This window comes from Caulobacter sp. BP25, from assembly GCF_002737755.1.
Lineage (GTDB): Bacteria > Pseudomonadota > Alphaproteobacteria > Caulobacterales > Caulobacteraceae > Caulobacter.
Map to the genome: position 1 here is coordinate 181,006 of NZ_PEGH01000018.1, position 15,990 is coordinate 196,995.

Annotated in this window: 15 protein-coding genes; 7 read left to right on the plus strand and 8 right to left on the minus strand. The window is 67.3% G+C overall.

What is annotated here, in order from left to right; translation table 11 throughout:
• Window positions 1–114 precede the first annotated feature (114 nt).
• Entirely contained in the window at window positions 115–1,908 is a 1,794-nt protein-coding gene (locus tag CSW59_RS14775; protein WP_236632228.1) for a methyl-accepting chemotaxis protein, read from the plus strand.
• Between the two features lie 133 nt (window positions 1,909–2,041).
• Here CSW59_RS14775 and CSW59_RS14780 read toward each other — a convergent pair whose 3' ends face one another.
• A complete protein-coding gene (locus CSW59_RS14780) occupies window positions 2,042–2,635 on the minus strand; it encodes a DNA-3-methyladenine glycosylase I (RefSeq protein ID WP_099444762.1) in 594 nt (197 codons plus the stop codon).
• Window positions 2,636–2,675: 40 nt separating this feature from the next.
• Window positions 2,676–3,473: a folate-binding protein YgfZ gene (locus CSW59_RS14785; protein ID WP_099444763.1), complete on the minus strand. Its 798-nt coding sequence runs from the start codon at window positions 3,471–3,473 to the stop codon at window positions 2,676–2,678.
• A gap of 110 nt (window positions 3,474–3,583) precedes the next feature.
• On the opposite strand from CSW59_RS14785, the gene CSW59_RS14790 reads away from it, so the two are divergent.
• Both CSW59_RS14790 and CSW59_RS14795 read left to right on the plus strand, forming a co-directional pair.
• On the plus strand, window positions 3,584–4,723 hold the full coding sequence (locus CSW59_RS14790) for a glycosyltransferase family 9 protein (protein WP_369825781.1): 1,140 nt from the start codon (window positions 3,584–3,586) through the stop codon (window positions 4,721–4,723).
• A gap of 89 nt (window positions 4,724–4,812) precedes the next feature.
• Complete coding sequence (locus tag CSW59_RS14795; RefSeq protein WP_099444764.1) at window positions 4,813–6,147, plus strand: dihydroorotase; 1,335 nt, start codon at window positions 4,813–4,815, stop codon at window positions 6,145–6,147.
• A 93-nt stretch (window positions 6,148–6,240) separates the two neighbouring features.
• Here CSW59_RS14795 and CSW59_RS14800 read toward each other — a convergent pair whose 3' ends face one another.
• The 4 genes from CSW59_RS14800 to CSW59_RS14820 all read right to left on the minus strand — a co-directional run bounded on the left by CSW59_RS14800 (window position 6,241) and on the right by CSW59_RS14820 (window position 10,609).
• Window positions 6,241–7,515, minus strand: coding sequence for an RNA polymerase sigma factor (locus CSW59_RS14800; RefSeq protein ID WP_099444765.1), 1,275 nt, complete (start codon window positions 7,513–7,515; stop codon window positions 6,241–6,243).
• A gap of 4 nt (window positions 7,516–7,519) precedes the next feature.
• A complete protein-coding gene (locus CSW59_RS14805; protein WP_099444766.1) occupies window positions 7,520–7,870 on the minus strand; it encodes a YciI family protein in 351 nt (116 codons plus the stop codon).
• A gap of 817 nt (window positions 7,871–8,687) precedes the next feature.
• Window positions 8,688–9,779, minus strand: a complete 1,092-nt coding sequence (locus CSW59_RS14815; RefSeq protein WP_099444767.1) for a glycosyltransferase family 1 protein — start codon at window positions 9,777–9,779, stop codon at window positions 8,688–8,690.
• Complete coding sequence (locus tag CSW59_RS14820; protein ID WP_099444768.1) at window positions 9,779–10,609, minus strand: UDP-2,3-diacylglucosamine diphosphatase; 831 nt, start codon at window positions 10,607–10,609, stop codon at window positions 9,779–9,781. Before CSW59_RS14820 ends, CSW59_RS14815 begins: the two co-directional genes overlap by 1 nt.
• A gap of 274 nt (window positions 10,610–10,883) precedes the next feature.
• Between CSW59_RS14820 and CSW59_RS14825 the strand changes: the two genes are divergently transcribed.
• The gene (locus tag CSW59_RS14825) at window positions 10,884–11,513 is read left to right on the plus strand and encodes a TetR/AcrR family transcriptional regulator (protein WP_099444769.1); all 630 of its coding nucleotides are present in this window, start codon (window positions 10,884–10,886) and stop codon (window positions 11,511–11,513) included.
• 15 nt (window positions 11,514–11,528) lie between these two features.
• Here CSW59_RS14825 and CSW59_RS14830 read toward each other — a convergent pair whose 3' ends face one another.
• Together CSW59_RS14830 and CSW59_RS14835 are read right to left on the minus strand one after the other, a co-directional pair.
• Window positions 11,529–12,527, minus strand: coding sequence for a cupin-like domain-containing protein (locus CSW59_RS14830; protein ID WP_099444770.1), 999 nt, complete (start codon window positions 12,525–12,527; stop codon window positions 11,529–11,531).
• A 78-nt stretch (window positions 12,528–12,605) separates the two neighbouring features.
• Window positions 12,606–13,088 carry an Lrp/AsnC family transcriptional regulator gene (locus tag CSW59_RS14835; protein ID WP_099444771.1) on the minus strand — a complete coding sequence of 161 codons (483 nt, stop codon included), beginning with the start codon at window positions 13,086–13,088 and terminating at the stop codon, window positions 12,606–12,608.
• A 107-nt stretch (window positions 13,089–13,195) separates the two neighbouring features.
• On the opposite strand from CSW59_RS14835, the gene CSW59_RS14840 reads away from it, so the two are divergent.
• The 3 genes from CSW59_RS14840 to CSW59_RS14850 all read left to right on the plus strand — a co-directional run bounded on the left by CSW59_RS14840 (window position 13,196) and on the right by CSW59_RS14850 (window position 15,948).
• Window positions 13,196–13,453, plus strand: coding sequence for a DUF6356 family protein (locus tag CSW59_RS14840; RefSeq protein ID WP_099444772.1), 258 nt, complete (start codon window positions 13,196–13,198; stop codon window positions 13,451–13,453).
• Complete coding sequence (locus tag CSW59_RS14845) at window positions 13,450–14,451, plus strand: putative sulfate exporter family transporter (RefSeq protein ID WP_099444773.1); 1,002 nt, start codon at window positions 13,450–13,452, stop codon at window positions 14,449–14,451. Before CSW59_RS14840 ends, CSW59_RS14845 begins: the two co-directional genes overlap by 4 nt.
• A 66-nt stretch (window positions 14,452–14,517) precedes the next feature.
• Entirely contained in the window at window positions 14,518–15,948 is a 1,431-nt protein-coding gene (locus CSW59_RS14850; RefSeq protein ID WP_099444774.1) for an amino acid permease, read from the plus strand.
• Window positions 15,949–15,990: the final 42 nt, after the last annotated feature.

The window sequence follows — 15,990 nt, forward strand, 5'->3', positions numbered from 1 at the left end:
ACGTGGTTAAGCTTTTAATGATGAAAGTGCGTTATATTACTTTCGATCGAGCGAGTCTTTCCGTGAGTATTAGCGTGATGGACACCTAGAGGTCGTATTCCGATGGAGCGTGACGTGATCAAGTCAATGAGTATTCCGCGCAAGTTGAGCATTTCATTCGTGCTGATCTGCGTGTCGGCGGCGATCACCATGTTGGTGTTTTTTGCGACGATCTCGGCGATCCAGTCGTCGACAAAGAGCAGCAACCTCGCCCAGTCGATCCACGCCCAGACGTTGGCTCTAGAGACCGCGATCCTGCGCCAGAACAGTCAATTCAGAGGCTTTCTCGTCACCGGCGATGAAACCTACCTGAAGTCCTATTACGAAGGGCGCGACGAGTACGACAAGGTCGCTTCGGACCTTAAGCCCATGCTCACCAGCGCCTCGCAGCTGGAGCAGCTGGAGGCCTCGCGCGTCGCGACGTTGGCATGGCGGAAAGATTGGGGCGACAGGCTGATCGCCGTGGTCCGTCAAGGAGGCCGCGAAGAGGCTCAGGAGATCGTCCGTACGGCTGGCAAGAAGGTGCTGGTCACCCAGGCTGTGCAGCCGCTGCGCGACATCCGCAAGGACCAGACGAAGCTTATCGAGCAGAACGGCCAACGCCAGAACACCGCGATCATCACCGCCATGGTGGCCTTGGCCGTCGGAGGCGTGGCGCTGATCGGCGTCGCGATGGGTCTCTCGGCCATGCTGAGCCGGATGATCGCGCGCCCCATCACCCAGCTGACCTCGGCCATGGCCGAGCTTGCCCAGGGAAACAACGAGATCACCGTCGACGCCGATCGCGCCGATGAGGTGGGTGACATGGCGAAAGCCGTCCTGGTGTTCCGCGACACCGCCCTGTCCAAGGCGCTGGCGGACCAGGCCAAGGCCAAGGCTGATCAGGCCAAGGCCGAGGCCGACCAGGCCAAGGCCGAGGCGGACGCCGCGGCCCGCGAGGTTGTGCAAAGCCTTTCGGCGGCGCTTGAGCGTCTGGCCATGGGCAATCTGAGCATGCCGATTCATACGCGCTTCCCGACGGACTACGAAAAGCTCCGTGCCGACTACAACACCGCGCTGCAAAGCCTGACGGATCTGATCGCCGACATCTCGAGCGGCGTCAGCAGCCTCGGCGAAGGCGCGCACGATATCAGCAGCGCGGCGGACCAGATGGCCCACCGGACCGAGCAACAGGCGGCGAGCCTGGAGGAAACCGCTGCGGCGCTGAACGAAATCACCGTCGCGGTGCAAGCGGCCTCGGGCGGCGCCGGCTTGGCCAAGCAAGCTGTCGATGTCGCGCACAAGGACGTCGAGCGCAGCGGTAAGACGATGGACGAAGCCGTGGCCGCCATGGAGCGGATCGAAGCCTCGTCCCGCGAGATGGAATTGATCGTGGGCACGATCGACGAGATCGCCTTCCAGACCAACCTCCTGGCGCTCAACGCGGGCGTGGAAGCCGCGCGCGCTGGCGAGTCAGGACGCGGGTTCGCCGTGGTCGCCCAGGAAGTTCGAGCTCTCGCCCAACGGTCGGCCGAGGCCGCCAAGGAGATCAAGGGGCTTATCTCCAGCTCGAACGAACAGGTTCAGCTTGGCGCCAAGCTCGTCAATGAGACGGGTGGAGCTCTGGGCAAGGTTGTTGGCCAGTTTGGTGAAATCTCCCGTCTGGTGACGGAGATCGCCAGCTCGGCCACCGAGCAGGCGAGCGGCCTCAACGAAGTCAACGTCGCGGTCAATCAGATGGATCGCTTCACCCAACAGAACGCCGCCATGGTCGAAGAGAGCACCGCGGCCAGCCATGCCATCCGCGCCGAGACGGAACGGTTGAGGTCGAAGGTTTCGGTGTTCAAGGTCGCCGAAACCACGGCGTCGAGCCGCTCCGAGGCCGCCTAGAGCCCTTTCCGACCTGATTGGATCAATCGGATCGGATAGAAAGAGTTATAATTCAAAAGCTTAGAGTATTCTCCGATAACCGTTTCACACTCATCGGAAAATACTCTAGCGGGAAGCCGGCGCGCGCGTCGTCTCACGCGCGCTGGCCCAGCGCCTTACACGCCTCATGGCGGAAGCACGTCACGTAGTGGTCGTTGACCATGCCGGTGGCCTGCATGAAGGCGTAGACGATGACTGGGCCGCAGAACTTGAAGCCCTTAGCCTTCAGCGCCTTGGCCATGTCGACGGCCAGCGGCGTCTGGGCCGGGACCTGGCCGCTATGCTCCCAGGCGTTCTGGATCGGCGTCCCGCCGACGATGTCCCACAGGAAGCCCGAGAAGTCCTCGCCGCGCTCGCGCATGTCGAGATAGAGCCGGGCCCCGGCGATGGCCGCGTCGATCTTGCCGTTCGAGCGGATGATGCCCGCATCGGCCATCAGCCGGGCGCGGTCGGTCTCGTCAAAGCGGGCCACCTTGTCCGGATCAAAGCCCGCGAAGGCCGCGCGGAACGCCTCGCGTTTGCGCAGGATGGTGATCCAGGAAAGACCCGCCTGGAACCCGTCCAGCACCAGCTTTTCCCACAGGGCGCGGCTGTCCCACTCGGGCACGCCCCATTCGTGGTCGTGATAGGCCTCGTAGAACGGGTCCCCGTTCATGCCGCGCCAGGTGCATCGGGTCGGTTCGGTCATGACCCGACGCTATCAGAACTTTTCGAGAACAAAAGCCCCCTCAGGCGATCCAGTCGGGCCGCTCGACCTGAACCGGACGCCCCTCGACCGTCAGCGCCGCGCCGTCGATGCGGTCCAGGCGCAGGAGGGCGAGCGCGCGGCCGTTGCGACCGCTCAAGACCTCGCCGGCCCGCAGCTCGCCAGCCAGCACCTCGGCGCCGATGGAGGGCGGCGGACCTTCAAAGGTGATCGGCAGCATGCGGTTCTTGATCGTCCCGCGCCGCTTCATGCGGCTGGTGGTCTCCTGGCCGACGAAGCAGCCCTTCTTGAAGTCGATCCCGGCCAGCAGGTCGAAATTAGCCTCGATCGGATAGGTCTTCTCCTGGCCCCAGTCGGCGGGACCGGGCACGGCCAGGGCCAGGCGATGGGCGTCATAGGTGTCCTCGTCGGCGTTGGCCGGGCGCTCGTCATAGGCGCGCGCGCCCAGGGCCGGCAGGCGCGGATCGACGTAGAGGCCCGGGCCAACGGTCTCGTCGCCGAACACCGCCAGCACCGGGTGATCGCTAGCCTCCAGCGTCACCTTTGCTCGCAGGCGGTAGATCGTGAGGCGCTGTATCAAGGCGTCGCGCTGGTCAGCCTGGACGTCCAGCAGCGCGCCGTCCTCCATCCCTTTTGTGGTTCCGGCCACGAACAGGTCGTAGAGCAGCTTGCCCTGCGGCGTCAGCAGGCCCGCGAACCGCAGCTCGCCCGGCGCCAGGGTCTCGACGTCCTGGGTCAGCAGGCCCTGCAGGAAGCTCCTCCAGTCGGGACCGGAGACGGCGATGACGGCGCGGGAGGTCAGGCGGGCGGTGGTGGTCATGGGCGCAGATGTGGCGCCGAGGCGACGCTCGCGCCAGTCCCGAACATCGCGGAAACCTGAAGTGTTAACGCATGATGCGCCGACTCGCCGTTCAGCCTATAGATAGACCGATGACACAGCGGGCCTTCCCGATTCTCTTCATCACGGCGACGCGCATCGGTGACGCGGTGCTTTCGTCCGGCCTCATCAAGATGCTGGCCGACCAGATCCCCAACGCGCGCTTCACGATCGTGGCCGGTCCGCTGGCCGCGCCGCTGTTCGCCCATGTGCCCGGTCTCGACCGGGTGATCGTGATGGAGAAGGGGAAGAGTAAGGGCCATTGGTTCAAGCTGTGGAGCCAGGTGCGCCACAAGAAGTGGGGCTTGGTGGTCGACCTGCGCGGCAGCGCCACGGCGCTCTTCCTGCGCCGCGACAAGCGGGCGATCTGGAAGAGGACCCCCGGCGAGCCCGTGCACAAGGTGGTCGAGGCCGCTCGTGTCCTGAAGCTGGAGGGCGAGCCCCCCGCGCCCTATCTCTACATCACGCCCGAGGTCGAGGCCCTGGCCGACGAGCTGCTGGGGACAAATGGCGTTGAGGGGGGCGGCCCGATCCTGGCCGTGGGGCCGGCGGCCAACTGGATCGGCAAGGTCTGGCCGATCGAACGCTTCGCCCAGACCGCCGCCCAACTCTTGGACAAGGACGGACCGCTGGCCGGCGGCCGGCTGCTGATCCTGGGCGGGCCGGAGGACACGCGTCTGGTCGAGGAGCTGCGCATGGCCTCGGCGCGCGGCCGCACGATCGACCTGACCGGCAAGGTTGATTTGCTGACCGCCTATGCCTGCCTCAAGCGCGCCAGCCTGTTCATCGGCAACGACTCGGGCCTGATGCATATCGCCGCCGCCGCCGGCTGCCCCACTGTCGGCTTGTTCGGCCCCTCGGACGAGCGCCGCTACGGCCCCTGGGGCGACAAGACCGTGGCCGTGCGCGGTCCGCGCAGCTTCGAACAGTTTCAGGCTGTTGATCCGGAGCTCTCCCAGGCCATCCGCCATATGAGCGATCTGCCGGTGACCACCGTGTTGCGTGCGGCCAAGGACCTGCTGGCGCGAGTGACGCCCAAGCCGGAGCCGGTGGTCGAGGCGCCTGCCGCCGAGCCCGCCGCCGAGACCGAGCAAGCCCCGCAGCCAGCGCTGGACGCCGAAAAAACGCCCGCTCGACGCGCCGCCCCGCGCAAGCGCGGACCCAAGCTCAGCGAGACCTCAGAGCCCGGCTGATCCCGCCCTTGGTCCGGACGAACGGATAGTTGTTGCGGTGGAAATGGGGTGGCCCTAGATGGCCGAAAACCATCGCGAGGAGCCGTGCCATGACCCAGACCTTCGACCTGATCGTGCGTGGCGGCGAGGTGGTGAACCACGCCGGCCGGGACTTCACCGACATCGGCGTGCGCGGCGGCAAGATCGTCGCGATTGGTGATCTGTCCCAGGCCAGCGCCGGCGAGGTGTTCGACGCCACGGGCCTGACCGTGCTGCCGGGCGTCATCGACAGCCAGGTGCACTTCCGCGAACCGGGCCTGGAGTGGAAGGAAGACCTGGAAAGCGGCTCGCGCGGCGCGGCCCTGGGCGGCGTCACCGCCGTCTTCGAGATGCCCAATACCGAGCCGACCACCACCGACCCCGACGCCCTGGCCGACAAGCTCTCGCGCGCCAAGAACCGTATGCACACAGACCATGCCTTCTATGTCGGCGGCACCCACGAGAACGCGACCTTCCTGGGTGAGCTGGAGCGCCTGCCCGGCTGCTGCGGCATCAAGGTGTTCATGGGCGCCTCGACCGGCTCGCTGCTGGTGCAGGACGACGAGGGCGTCGAGAACGTGCTGCGGCATGTGAACCGCCGCGCGGCCTTCCACTCCGAGGACGAGTACCGCCTGGCCGAGCGCCGCAGCCTGGCTCGTCCCGGCGACTGGACCAGCCACCCGGAGGTGCGCGACGCCCAGGCCGCCCTGCAATCGACCCACCGCCTGGTCCGCATCGCCAAAAGCCTCGGCAAGCGGATCCACGTGCTGCACGTGACGACCAAGGAAGAGATCGACTTCCTGGCTCAGAACAAGGACGTCGCCAGCGTCGAGGTCACGCCCCAACACCTGACCCTGGTCGCGCCGGAAGCCTATGAGCGCCTGAAGGGCTTTGCGCAGATGAACCCGCCGATCCGCGACGCCGAGCACGTGGCCGGTATCTGGCGCGGGATCGACACCGGCGTCGCCGACGTGCTGGGCAGCGACCACGCCCCGCACACCCGCGAGGAGAAGGCCAGGCCCTATCCGGCCTCGCCGTCGGGCATGCCGGGTGTCCAGACCCTGGTGCCGATCATGCTGACCCACGTCGTCGACGGGAAGCTCACCCTGGAGCGCTTCGTCGACCTGACCAGCCATGGCGTCAACCGCATCTTCGGCCTGGCCGACAAGGGCCGTATCGCCGAGGGCTTCGACGCCGACTTCACCATCGTCGACATGAAGGCCCGCCGGATCATCACCCACGACTGGATGGCCACCCGCTCGGGCTGGACGCCGTTCGACGGCTTCGAGGCCAAGGCCTGGCCGGTGGCGACGATCGTGCGCGGGATCGTGGTCATGCGCGATGACGAGGTCATCGCCGAGGGCCGCGGGGAGCCGGTGCGGTTCCTGGAGACGCTAGCGGGGTAGGGTTTCCCTTCTCCGACCTCCCCGGCGAATGCCGGGGCCCAGATCGTAGAGCGTTAGGGCTGACGGGATTTAGAACCGAGGCCTATCGGCCGCTCAGAGCTTTCCATCTGGACCCCGGCATTCGCCGGGGAGGTCGGCTGAGTGATGGCTTTCGCGTAATTCCATCCGCCTACAGATCAACCAGCGCCGCTCCGCCTCCGCCGGCCCCAAGGCCAGCGCCCGGTCATAGGCCAAAAGCGCCTCATCCCGACGCCCCAGGCGCGCCAGGAGGCTCGCCCGCACGGCGTGGAACGGCTGGAAGTCGGCCAAACGCGCTGCGTCCAGGGTTTCCAGTTCGGCCAGCGCCGTCGCCGGCCCCGCGATCTCGGCCAGAGCCACGGCGCGGTTCAGGCGGACGAACGGGTCCTCGCGCCACGTCAGCAGCATGTCGTAGAGAGCCAGGATCGCCGACCAGGGCGGCGGTTCGGTCAGCGAGCGCCGACGGAACCAGGCCGCGTGCAGCGCGGACCGCAGCTGGCGGGGCCCCGGCCTGTTCAGCTTGGCGGCCCGGCGTAACAACGCGTCGCCCTCGGCGATCAGCGCCCTGTTCCAAAGCTCGGGATCCTGCTGGTCCAGCGGGACCATCGCGCCCCCTGTATCCACCCGCGCTGGCCGACGCGCCTCGGCGAAGCGCACCAGGGCGGCGAAGGCCAGCGCTTCTGGTTCGTCCGGCAGCAGGTCCGCCAGGACGGCGGTCAGGCCCAGCATCTCGCGGGCGTAGCCGGCGTGCGCGCCCAAGCCGGCCGCATCCTCGTGAGCGCGGGCATAGGCGATTTCCAGCGTCGAGAGCACAGCGTCGATCCGCTCGGGCCAGGCTTGCGGCCCAGGAACCTCGAACGACACGCCAGCCTGCGCGATCTTCCTCTTGGCGCGGGTCAGGCGCTGGAACATCGCCGGTTCGGAAACGAGGAAGGCGCGGGCGATCTCGGCGACCGACAGGCCGCAGACCAGCCGCAGGGTCAGGGCCGCGCGGGCCTCTGGCGCCACGGCCGGGTGACAGCAGACGAAGATCAGCCGCAGGCGCTCGTCGGGGATCAGGCGGGTGTCGGAGGCCAGTTGCGCCTCAATAGAGGGCTCAGGTTCGGGCGCGTCCGGCGCCAGTCTTCGCCGAACGCTCCGCTTACGGATCATATCCAGCGCCCGACGCCTTGCCGTGGCGTAGAGCCAGGCGGCCGGGTCCAGAGGCGGGGCTGTGGGCCAGACCTCGGCGGCCTTGGCGCAGGCTTCGGCGAACGCGTCCTCGGCGATGTCGAGGTCGCGGAACGCCGCCGCCAGGGCGGCGACGATCCGACCCCCGGCCTCCCGAAAGGTCTGGTCCAGCGGCGCCAGGCGCCTAGTCCTCGTCGATGACCGGCCGCACCTCGACCGATCCGTCGCCGGCGAAGGGGATGCGCTTGGCGATGGCCAAGGCGGCGTCCAGGTCCGGAACCTCGATCAGATAAAAGCCACCCAGCTGTTCGCGCGCCTCGGCGTAGGGGCCGTCATGCAGCGTGTCGCCGCCGCGCGACCTGCGCAAGGTGGTGGCGGTGTCCGACGACTTGAGGCCCTGACCGCCGCGCAGGACGCCCTCGGCCGCCAGCTCGCTGGCCAGGGCCTGATGCGCCGTGATGATCGCCTCAAGACTCGGGGCGTCGGCTTCGGCGTAGATCGCTTCGTTTTCGTACAGCAGCAGGGCGTATTGCATCGTCATCTCCCGTCGAGCCCGCGACCATCGCGGCGCTTCGACCCCAGAGACGCGCCGGCTCAGGCGGATTCGACAGCGGGCGCGGAAAAATGTCGAGGGGGATGCGGATGAAGGGGCAAGGCGGCTTTAGATCCTCCCCCGCGATGCGGGGGAGGTGGCCCAGAGGGCCGGAGGGGGCCAGCTTCGGCCGATGTCCAGTTCGCCCCCTCCGTCGCTCCGCGACACCTCCCCCGTGTCACGGGGGAGGAACTTTCACGAGCGTTCGCGGCGCTCTATGATCCGCGTATCCGGAATCGAACCGAACGATTTCAATCACTTCTCACTTTTACACGCCGCTGGATCATCCGCGTTGAATCCCGCTCCATACTTCTTCTCACCCGATGGCTTGGAAGGGACGTCCGGCCGGCGATCGTGACGGCTGTCGGGGGTGGTCGAGCGGGAAGCGCTCGCCGGTCTTCTTTCGGGAAGGCGTCTTCGCGGCGGATCCAGTGGCGGGCTCCCTGAAACATCGGGACGAGGCTCTGGCGGTGAAGACTTCGGCGGCGCGACAGGTCCGGGCTGAAATCGCCCGGGTGTTCCGGGACCGGGGTCGTCGCCCTGGCCCGCCCGTCGGGGGCCTCTTTCGGAAGCGGGTTAAAACCCCGCGCGTCGAGGGCTCACCGGATAACGACTGCGCGGAGCGCCTGGCTTCGTCGAAACGGTACTTAACTTCCAAACCTCCGGACGGATGTCCGGCGCTCCGCGTCCCTTTCCATCCCTTCAGCGGGCGACCGCGTGAAGCGGCGGAGTCGCGCCGACTTGAAACCGTGAATAGGCCTTACGCCGCCGTCTTCTTGCGCAGGCGCGCCAGGCGCCGCAGCCGACGCCAGAAGCGGGTCTTTTCCGGCTCCGGATAGGGTTGCAGGTTGCGGAAGAACTCCTCGGCGCAGGACCGCCACGAGAACTTCTCGGCGAACTTGCGCACCACGGTCCGGTCGAGCTCAAGGCACGCCAGGCAGGCCTCCTTCAGGCCGTCGGTCTGGCCCGGCGCCAGGACGCCGGCGTTGGAGCCGGGAATGATGTCGACGGGGCCCGGGGCCGAAAAGGCCGCCACCGGCACGCCGGCGGCCATGGCCTCCAGGATCACCAGGCCGAAGGTGTCGGTCAGGGATGGGAAGCAGAAGACATCGGCGCCGGCGAAGTAGCGACCCAGCTCATCGCCGAACTTGGCGCCCAGGAACTTCACCTCGGGATACTTCTCGGCCAGCTCTTCGCGCTGGGGACCGTCGCCGATGACGACCTTGGTGCCGGGCAGATCGAGGCTGGCGAAGGCCTCGATGTTCTTCTCGACGGCCACGCGGCCGACATTGAGGAAGATCGGACGGGCCAGGCCCTCGAAGATGTCGGGATCCTCGGCCGTGCGCGGTTTGAAGACGTCGGTGTCGACGCCGCGCGACCAGGGCGAGAGGTTGCGGAAGCCATGCTTGGCCAGCTCGTCGCGCATGGTCGGCGTGGCCACCATCAAACGGCCCGACGGCTTGTGGAACCAGCGCATGTAGGTGTAGCCGGCCGCCAGCGGCAGCGGCAGGCGCGCCGAGACGTATTCGGGGAACTTGGTGTGGTAGCTGGTCGTGAACGGCAGCTTCCATTCCAGGCAGATGCGGCGCGCGGCCAGACCGATCGGGCCTTCGGTGGCGATGTGGATCGCCTCGGGCTCGAACTGCTTGAAGCGCTCCTGCACCGGCTCATAGGCGCCGATGGCCAGCTTGATTTCCGGATAGGTCGGCAGCGGGAACGTCGGGAACTGGTCGGGGCTGACGACATCGACGACGTGGCCCATGGCGCGCAGTTCGTCGACCACCCGGGTCAGGGTGCGAACCACGCCGTTGACTTGCGGTTCCCAGGCATCGGTAGCAAGCAATATCCGCATCAGGCGACGGCGGGCTCCGGCAGGGACTCTTCGGTCAGGCTTGGCAGCTTGCGGCTGCGGTCGATCACCGACCACGAGCGCACCTTGGCCCATTCCAGGATTTCGAGGCGGCCGTCGGCATGCTCGACCACGGCGGTGCAGCTTTCGACCCAGTCGCCGTCGTTGACATAGGCGATGCCGTCGATGTCACGCATCTCGGCCTTGTGGATGTGACCACAGATCACGCCGTCCACCCCTCGACGTCGAGCCTCGTCGGCCACAGCGGCCTCGAAGTTCTCGATGAACTGCAAAGCGTTCTTCACCTTGACCTTCAGATAGGCCGAAAAACTCCAGTAGCCGAACCCCAGGCGGCGACGCGCGCGATTCACCAGGGTGTTCAGCATGAGGATGGTTCTATAGGACCAATCCCCGAGGAAGGCGAGCCACTTGGCGTGCTGGACGACGCCGTCGAACTCGTCGCCGTGGACGACCAGATAGCGTTTGCCGTCGGCCGCCTCGTGGATGATGTCGCGGGCCACGACCACGCCGCCGAAGTGCACGCCGCAGAACTCGCGGACGCGATCGTCGTGGTTGCCGGGCACATAGATGACCTCGGCGCCTTTGCGGGCCATGCGCAGGATCTTCTGGACCACATCGTTGTGGGCCTGGGGCCAGTGCCAGCCGCTGCGCAGCTTCCAGCCGTCGATGATGTCGCCGACCAGATAGAGCTTGTCGCACTCGATGTGGCGGATGAAGTCCAGCAGCAGCTCGGCCTGGCACCCTCGGGTGCCCAGGTGAAGGTCGCTGATGAAGACGGAGCGATAGCGGCGGACGGCGACGTCGGCGCTCATGGTCTTACCCCCGTTAGGCGCCGCAAGATCGCTCCGTCCCCGGATCGGCGCGAAGGCGGCCAACGGCAGGCGATTAAGCTGATTGCATGTCGCTTTGATGAAGCGGAGGCGGATCGTCGATGCGGCTTCCGGGCCGGGTCTTTCGCTGGGACAGCCCGCCGACTGCTCAGTTTCAGCGCATTTGTCAAAAATCTAGGCGCATGGGTAAGCCCTTTGCGGGCCTGGGGTTGCTCTAGCTGTTGCGGCGCAGCATCGCCCGCACTAGATCACGCCGATGGATGCCGCCCGCCTCGCCAAGGACACCCCGAAGTCGCAGAAGACCCGCGCTCGGATTCTGGATTGCGCGATGCACCTGTTCGCCGAGATCGGCTATCACGCGGCGACCAATCCGGCGATCGCAGACGCTGCCGGCCTGACGCGCGGGGCGATGCTGTACCACTTCCCGACCCGCGAGGCCCTGGTCGAGGCGGCCGTCGCCCACATCCAGGCCGAGCGCTCGACCCTGTTCCGCGCCGCCGCCGACAGCCTGCCGCCGGGCGCGGACGTGACCGAGCACGCGATCGACAGCTATTGGGACCTGCTGCACAGCACGCCTTTCCAGGCCTTCGCCGAACTGGAAGCCGCGGGCCGCACCGATACGGCCATCCAGGCCCTGCTGACGCCAGCCCAGGCCGAGTTCGACCGCGCCCAGGCTGGCGACCACTTCCTGAAGATCCTGCACGCAGGCGCTGGTCCGCGCTTCCAAGCCAGCCGTGACCTCGCCCGCTTCATGCTGGAGGGCCTGGCCCGCACGACCCTGACCTACGACAAGGACGGCCGTAAGGATCGCCTGCTGGCGGTGATCAAGCGCGCCACCCACATGCTGAACCGCAAGGGCGATATTCAGGACCTCTGGCCGGATTGAGCCTCGCCAGCTGCGTCAAGCGGAGAGTTTCTGGCCCAGGGCGCGAAGAAGCTGTCGCGCGTCGTCCTCGCCCAGCGCGCCCAGCATCCCTCGGACGCCTTCGGGCAGGTGAGCCGTCGCCGTGTCCGGATCACCGAACACATAGTGCTCGAACCCGGCCTTCCACGCCTGGCGCTGATGCGGGGGCAGAGCGCGCAGCGCCAGGACTGCATGCAGGAAAGCGTCCATGGCGCGGCCGCGTCCCGCCGGCTCATTGTCCCACCAATAGTTGGTCAGCAGGTTCACGGGCTCAAGCGAGCGCACATGGTGCCACCAAAGATAGGGGATGTAGAGCGCGTCGCCGGGGGCGAGCTCGACGGTCTCCGCCACCGCCAGGGCGCGCTCGAAGCGCGGGTGGGCCGCGAGATCAGGCGCCTCGAACGAGACCAGGCTGATCGCGGGGCCGCCGGGGGTCTTCTCCAGAGGGCCGACATAGAGATCGCCGACGGCTTCCGGCGGGAACAGGGTGAAGCGGCGGCGTCCGGCGACCACGCAGGCCAGGTTCTCATACGGGTCCTGGTGGGCTGCGACGATCACGCGATTGCCCAGCCAGAGCAGGGGCTCGATCTCCGGCCCCAACAGCGGGGCGAGGTTCTCGGTCGAGAAGCCGGGCAAGTGGACATCGGCCGGAATGGACTGGACCGCCAGCGGCGTCGGCGGATCGGCGCCACGCTGGGCCAGCAGGAAGTCGAAGCTCTTGCGCAGGCGGGCCGGACCGCGCTGGAAATTGAAGCCCGTCAGGTCGGCGTCGTAGAAGAAGCGCCCGCCGGCCTTGGGATCGCCGACCAGCGTGCCGACCGGCTGACCCTGATCGAAGCCGCCCAGATAGTCGAAGAGCGCCTCGTCTCCGGCCAGGGCGGCCTTCACCGCCGGCCAGTGGGCGACAAGGCCTCGCAGCACGACGGGGCGGCCGCCCGGGACGATCTCACCGTGGAAGCGGTCGGCGTCGATCGCCTGGAGTTCAAGCACAGCCATGTGGAGACGCCGCGAGGTTCACACTGGAGCCTCGACCCATACGGCCTCCAAGACCGCGCGCCTAGAGCCTGTCGGGGCTCAGGTCGGGGCGATCGGCAAGGCCGTGGTGAACTTGATCTGCTCCATCGCGAAGCTGGACGAGACGTCGCTGAGCGGCGCGGTGGCTATCAGGCGCTTGTAGAAGCGATCATAGGCGGCGATGTCCTTGACCACGACCTTCAGCAGATAGTCGACCTCGCCGCTCATGCGGTAGAACTCGACCACCTCTGGCAGGGCCTTGGCTCCGGCCGCGAAGAGGCTCAGCCAGTCCTCGTCGTGGCGGCCGGTCTTGACGGCCACGAAGACGGTCAGAGGCAAGTCCAGAGCTTCGCGATCCAGCAGGGCGACGCGCGCGGTGATCACCCCGGAGTCCTGCAGCCGCTTGATCCGCTTCCAGCACGGCGTCTGGGTCAGGCCGACCCGCTCGGCCAGATCTGCGATCGGAACGGTGGCGTCCTCCTGCAGGATCGCGAGCAGGCGTCTGTCGATATGATCGAGATCAATCATCTCCGCACCCCGCATTGATTGAGAATGAAATTCTCTCTACGCCGCGTTCAGTGCGCAATCCAGTAATGCCTTTCCCCGAATCCTCGCCATCATGGAGAGCCTCGGCAAGTCGCGAGGTTTCGATGCTGGCATCCTTCACCCGTCACCCCCGTTCGGTCGGCGAAAGCTATGGTCAGCACATGGGCGTGGCCTGGAGCTTTGGTTTCACCCTGATCGGCGCGGGCCTAGCCTGCCTCGTGCATGGCCTGCTGCCGTTCGCCTTCGAGCGGACGGGCAGCCGCGCGGTGCGCGCGCTGAACGAGCGCCTCTCCAACCGCTGCGCCCGGGCTGACGCGCATTTCGCCGCCGCTCCGGTCGCGGGCGAGACCGTCCGCGGATGACCGCCGCGGCCCTTCGGCTGGGCGTTGGCAAGCTGGCGCCAGGCCTGGTGGCGGGTCTGGCCCTGGCCGTTCTCGCCAAGCTGCTGTCCCAGACCCTGCACGCCCCTGCGCCGCTGATCGCGGTGGTCCTGGGCATGATGCTTGGGGCGCTTGGCCTGCAAGCCCAGCTCGGCGCGGGCCTCGATGTCTTCGCCAAGCCTGGTCTGCGTCTGGGCGTCGCCATGATGGGCGCACAGATCAGCTGGGCCGAGTTCGCCGCCTTGGGCGGTCCGGCCATTGTGGCCAGCGGCGTCGTCGTGCTGGGCGGTCTAGCCATCGGCGCGGCGGCGGGGTTGGCCTTGGGTCTGCCCTTCGCCGAGGCCCTGATCGCGGCGGCGGCCTGCTCGATCTGCGGCGCCTCGGCCGCCCTGGCCGCCTCGCAGGCCGCGCCGGCCAGCCCGGCCAATCAACGCACGACCGCCCTGGTCATCGTGGGCGTGAACTTGCTCTCCACGGTCGCCATGCTGGCCTATCCGCCGCTGGCCAGCGCCGTCGGACTGACCGCGCACCAGGCGGGGGTCTTCTTTGGCCTGTCCATTCATGACGTCGCCCAGGTGGCGGGAGCCGGGGCTTCGGTGTCGCCGGAGGCGGCCAGCACGGCGGCTCTGGCCAAGCTGGCGCGGATCGTCTGGCTGGGCCCTGCGGTGGTGCTGATCGGCCTTGTCCTGACCCGAAGCCGCGAAGGCGGTCGTGTCGCGGGCTTGCAGGCGCCGCCGGCTTTCGTGTTGGGATTCGCGGCATTGGCGGCCGCGCGGGGCCTGAACCTGATCCCGCCTGTTCTGGTCTCCACCCTCGCGGCGTGCTCCGGCTTTCTACTGCTGGCCGGAGTCGGCGCCATCTCGGCCATGCTGGGCCCCAAGGCTCTGTTGCAGGTCAGGCCGCGTCTGGCGGTGGCGCTGGGAACGGCCACGGTCGCGGTGGCCGGACTGGCCTATGCGCTGACGACATTATTCTTCTAACGATCAAGGCTTGGCTGAGCACGAAACCGACTCCATGGTCGCGTCCATGAGTCGGAGGGACCCTCAGTGAGCTTCTGGACGCGCCGAAAGGCCATCGACACCATCACCGCCGGACACGCGGACAGCCATCAGCTGAAGAAGACCCTCAGCTGGCCCCATCTGGTGGCCCTTGGCGTCGGCGCCATTGTCGGCACCGGCATCTACACCCTGACCGGCATCGGCGCGGGCCTGGCCGGTCCGGGCGTCATCCTGTCGTTCCTGATCGCGGGCGCGGTCTGCGCCTGCGCCGCCCTCTGCTACGCCGAGCTATCGACGATGATGCCGGCGGCCGGCAGCGCCTACACCTACAGCTACGCCGCCATGGGCGAGCCGGTCGCCTGGTTCGTCGGCTGGAGCCTGATCCTCGAATACACCCTGGTCTGCGCGGCCGTGGCGGTGGGCTGGTCGGCCCACGCGCACGGCTTGTTCAAGGCTATGGGTTTCCCTGACGCTCTGCTGGCTGGCCCGCATGCGGGTGGGCTGATCAACCTGCCGGCCGTGATCATCTCGATGGCGGTGGCGGGTCTTCTGGCTCTCGGCACCCGCGAGAGCGCCGTGGTCAACATGGTCCTGGTGGCGGTGAAAATCCTCGCGCTGATCGTCTTCGTTGTCCTGTGCCTGCCCGCCTTCGACGCCAGCCACTTCGCGCCGTTCATGCCCTACGGCTTCTCGGCCGCGCCGGGGCCCGACGGGGTGAAGATCGGCGTGATGGCTGCGGCCAGCCTGATCTTCTTCGCCTTCTATGGTTTCGACGCGGTCTCGACCGCCGCCGAGGAGACCAAGAACCCCAAGCGCGACCTGACGATCGGCATCGTCGGCTCGATGGCCGCCTGCACGGCGATCTACATGATCGTCGCCGCCGTCTCGATCGGCGCGTCGCGCACCGAGGTGTTCTCCAAGAGCGAGGCGCCGCTGGTCTTCATCCTGGAGAGCCTTCAGTACCCGAAGGTCGCCCAGCTGGTGGCCCTGGCGGCGGTGATCGCCCTGCCGACGGTGATCCTGGCCTTCATGTACGGCCAGAGCCGCATCTTCTTCGTGATGGCTCGCGATGGTCTGCTGCCGCGCGCTCTGTCGCGGGTGAACGCCAAGACCGGTACGCCGGTGATGATGACTCTGCTGACGGGCGCACTTTCGGCGGTGCTGTCGGGCCTGCTGTCGCTAAAGGACATCGCCGAGCTGGCCAACGCCGGCACGCTGTGGGCCTTCATCGCGGTGGGCGCTTCGGTGATCCTGCTGCGCCTGCGCGAGCCAAACCGTCCGCGCGTCTTCTCCACCCCGATCTGGCAGGTCGTGGCCCCCGCCGGCATCCTAGGTTGCCTCTATCTGTTCATCAGCCTGCCGGTGAAGACCCAGGTCTACTTCCTCTACGCCCACCTGATCGGCGCGGCGATCTACCTGGCCTACGGCGTGCGCAAGAGCGTGCTGGCCCAGGCGGAGAAGGCCTCGAAAGGCGCGTAGGGGAAGGCTTCCATTCTCAAGGGTCATCGCTACAGTTCTGGT

Bases quoted from the DNA above. Each gene is read 5' to 3' on its own strand.
- CSW59_RS14815 (WP_099444767.1), bottom strand. From the start codon at position 9,779: ATGCGGATATTGCTTGCTACCGATGCCTGGGAACCGCAAGTCAACGGC.
- CSW59_RS14785 (WP_099444763.1), bottom strand. From the start codon at position 3,473: ATGACCACCACCGCCCGCCTGACCTCCCGCGCCGTCATCGCCGTCTCC.
- CSW59_RS14780 (WP_099444762.1), bottom strand. From the start codon at position 2,635: ATGACCGAACCGACCCGATGCACCTGGCGCGGCATGAACGGGGACCCG.
- CSW59_RS14845 (WP_099444773.1), top strand. From the start codon at position 13,450: ATGACCGCCGCGGCCCTTCGGCTGGGCGTTGGCAAGCTGGCGCCAGGC.
- CSW59_RS14805 (WP_099444766.1), bottom strand. From the start codon at position 7,870: ATGCAATACGCCCTGCTGCTGTACGAAAACGAAGCGATCTACGCCGAA.
- CSW59_RS14835 (WP_099444771.1), bottom strand. From the start codon at position 13,088: ATGCGGGGTGCGGAGATGATTGATCTCGATCATATCGACAGACGCCTG.
- CSW59_RS14820 (WP_099444768.1), bottom strand. From the start codon at position 10,609: ATGAGCGCCGACGTCGCCGTCCGCCGCTATCGCTCCGTCTTCATCAGC.
- CSW59_RS14795 (WP_099444764.1), top strand. From the start codon at position 4,813: ATGACCCAGACCTTCGACCTGATCGTGCGTGGCGGCGAGGTGGTGAAC.
- CSW59_RS14830 (WP_099444770.1), bottom strand. From the start codon at position 12,527: ATGGCTGTGCTTGAACTCCAGGCGATCGACGCCGACCGCTTCCACGGT.
- CSW59_RS14840 (WP_099444772.1), top strand. From the start codon at position 13,196: ATGCTGGCATCCTTCACCCGTCACCCCCGTTCGGTCGGCGAAAGCTAT.
- CSW59_RS14825 (WP_099444769.1), top strand. From the start codon at position 10,884: ATGGATGCCGCCCGCCTCGCCAAGGACACCCCGAAGTCGCAGAAGACC.
- CSW59_RS14790 (WP_369825781.1), top strand. From the start codon at position 3,584: ATGACACAGCGGGCCTTCCCGATTCTCTTCATCACGGCGACGCGCATC.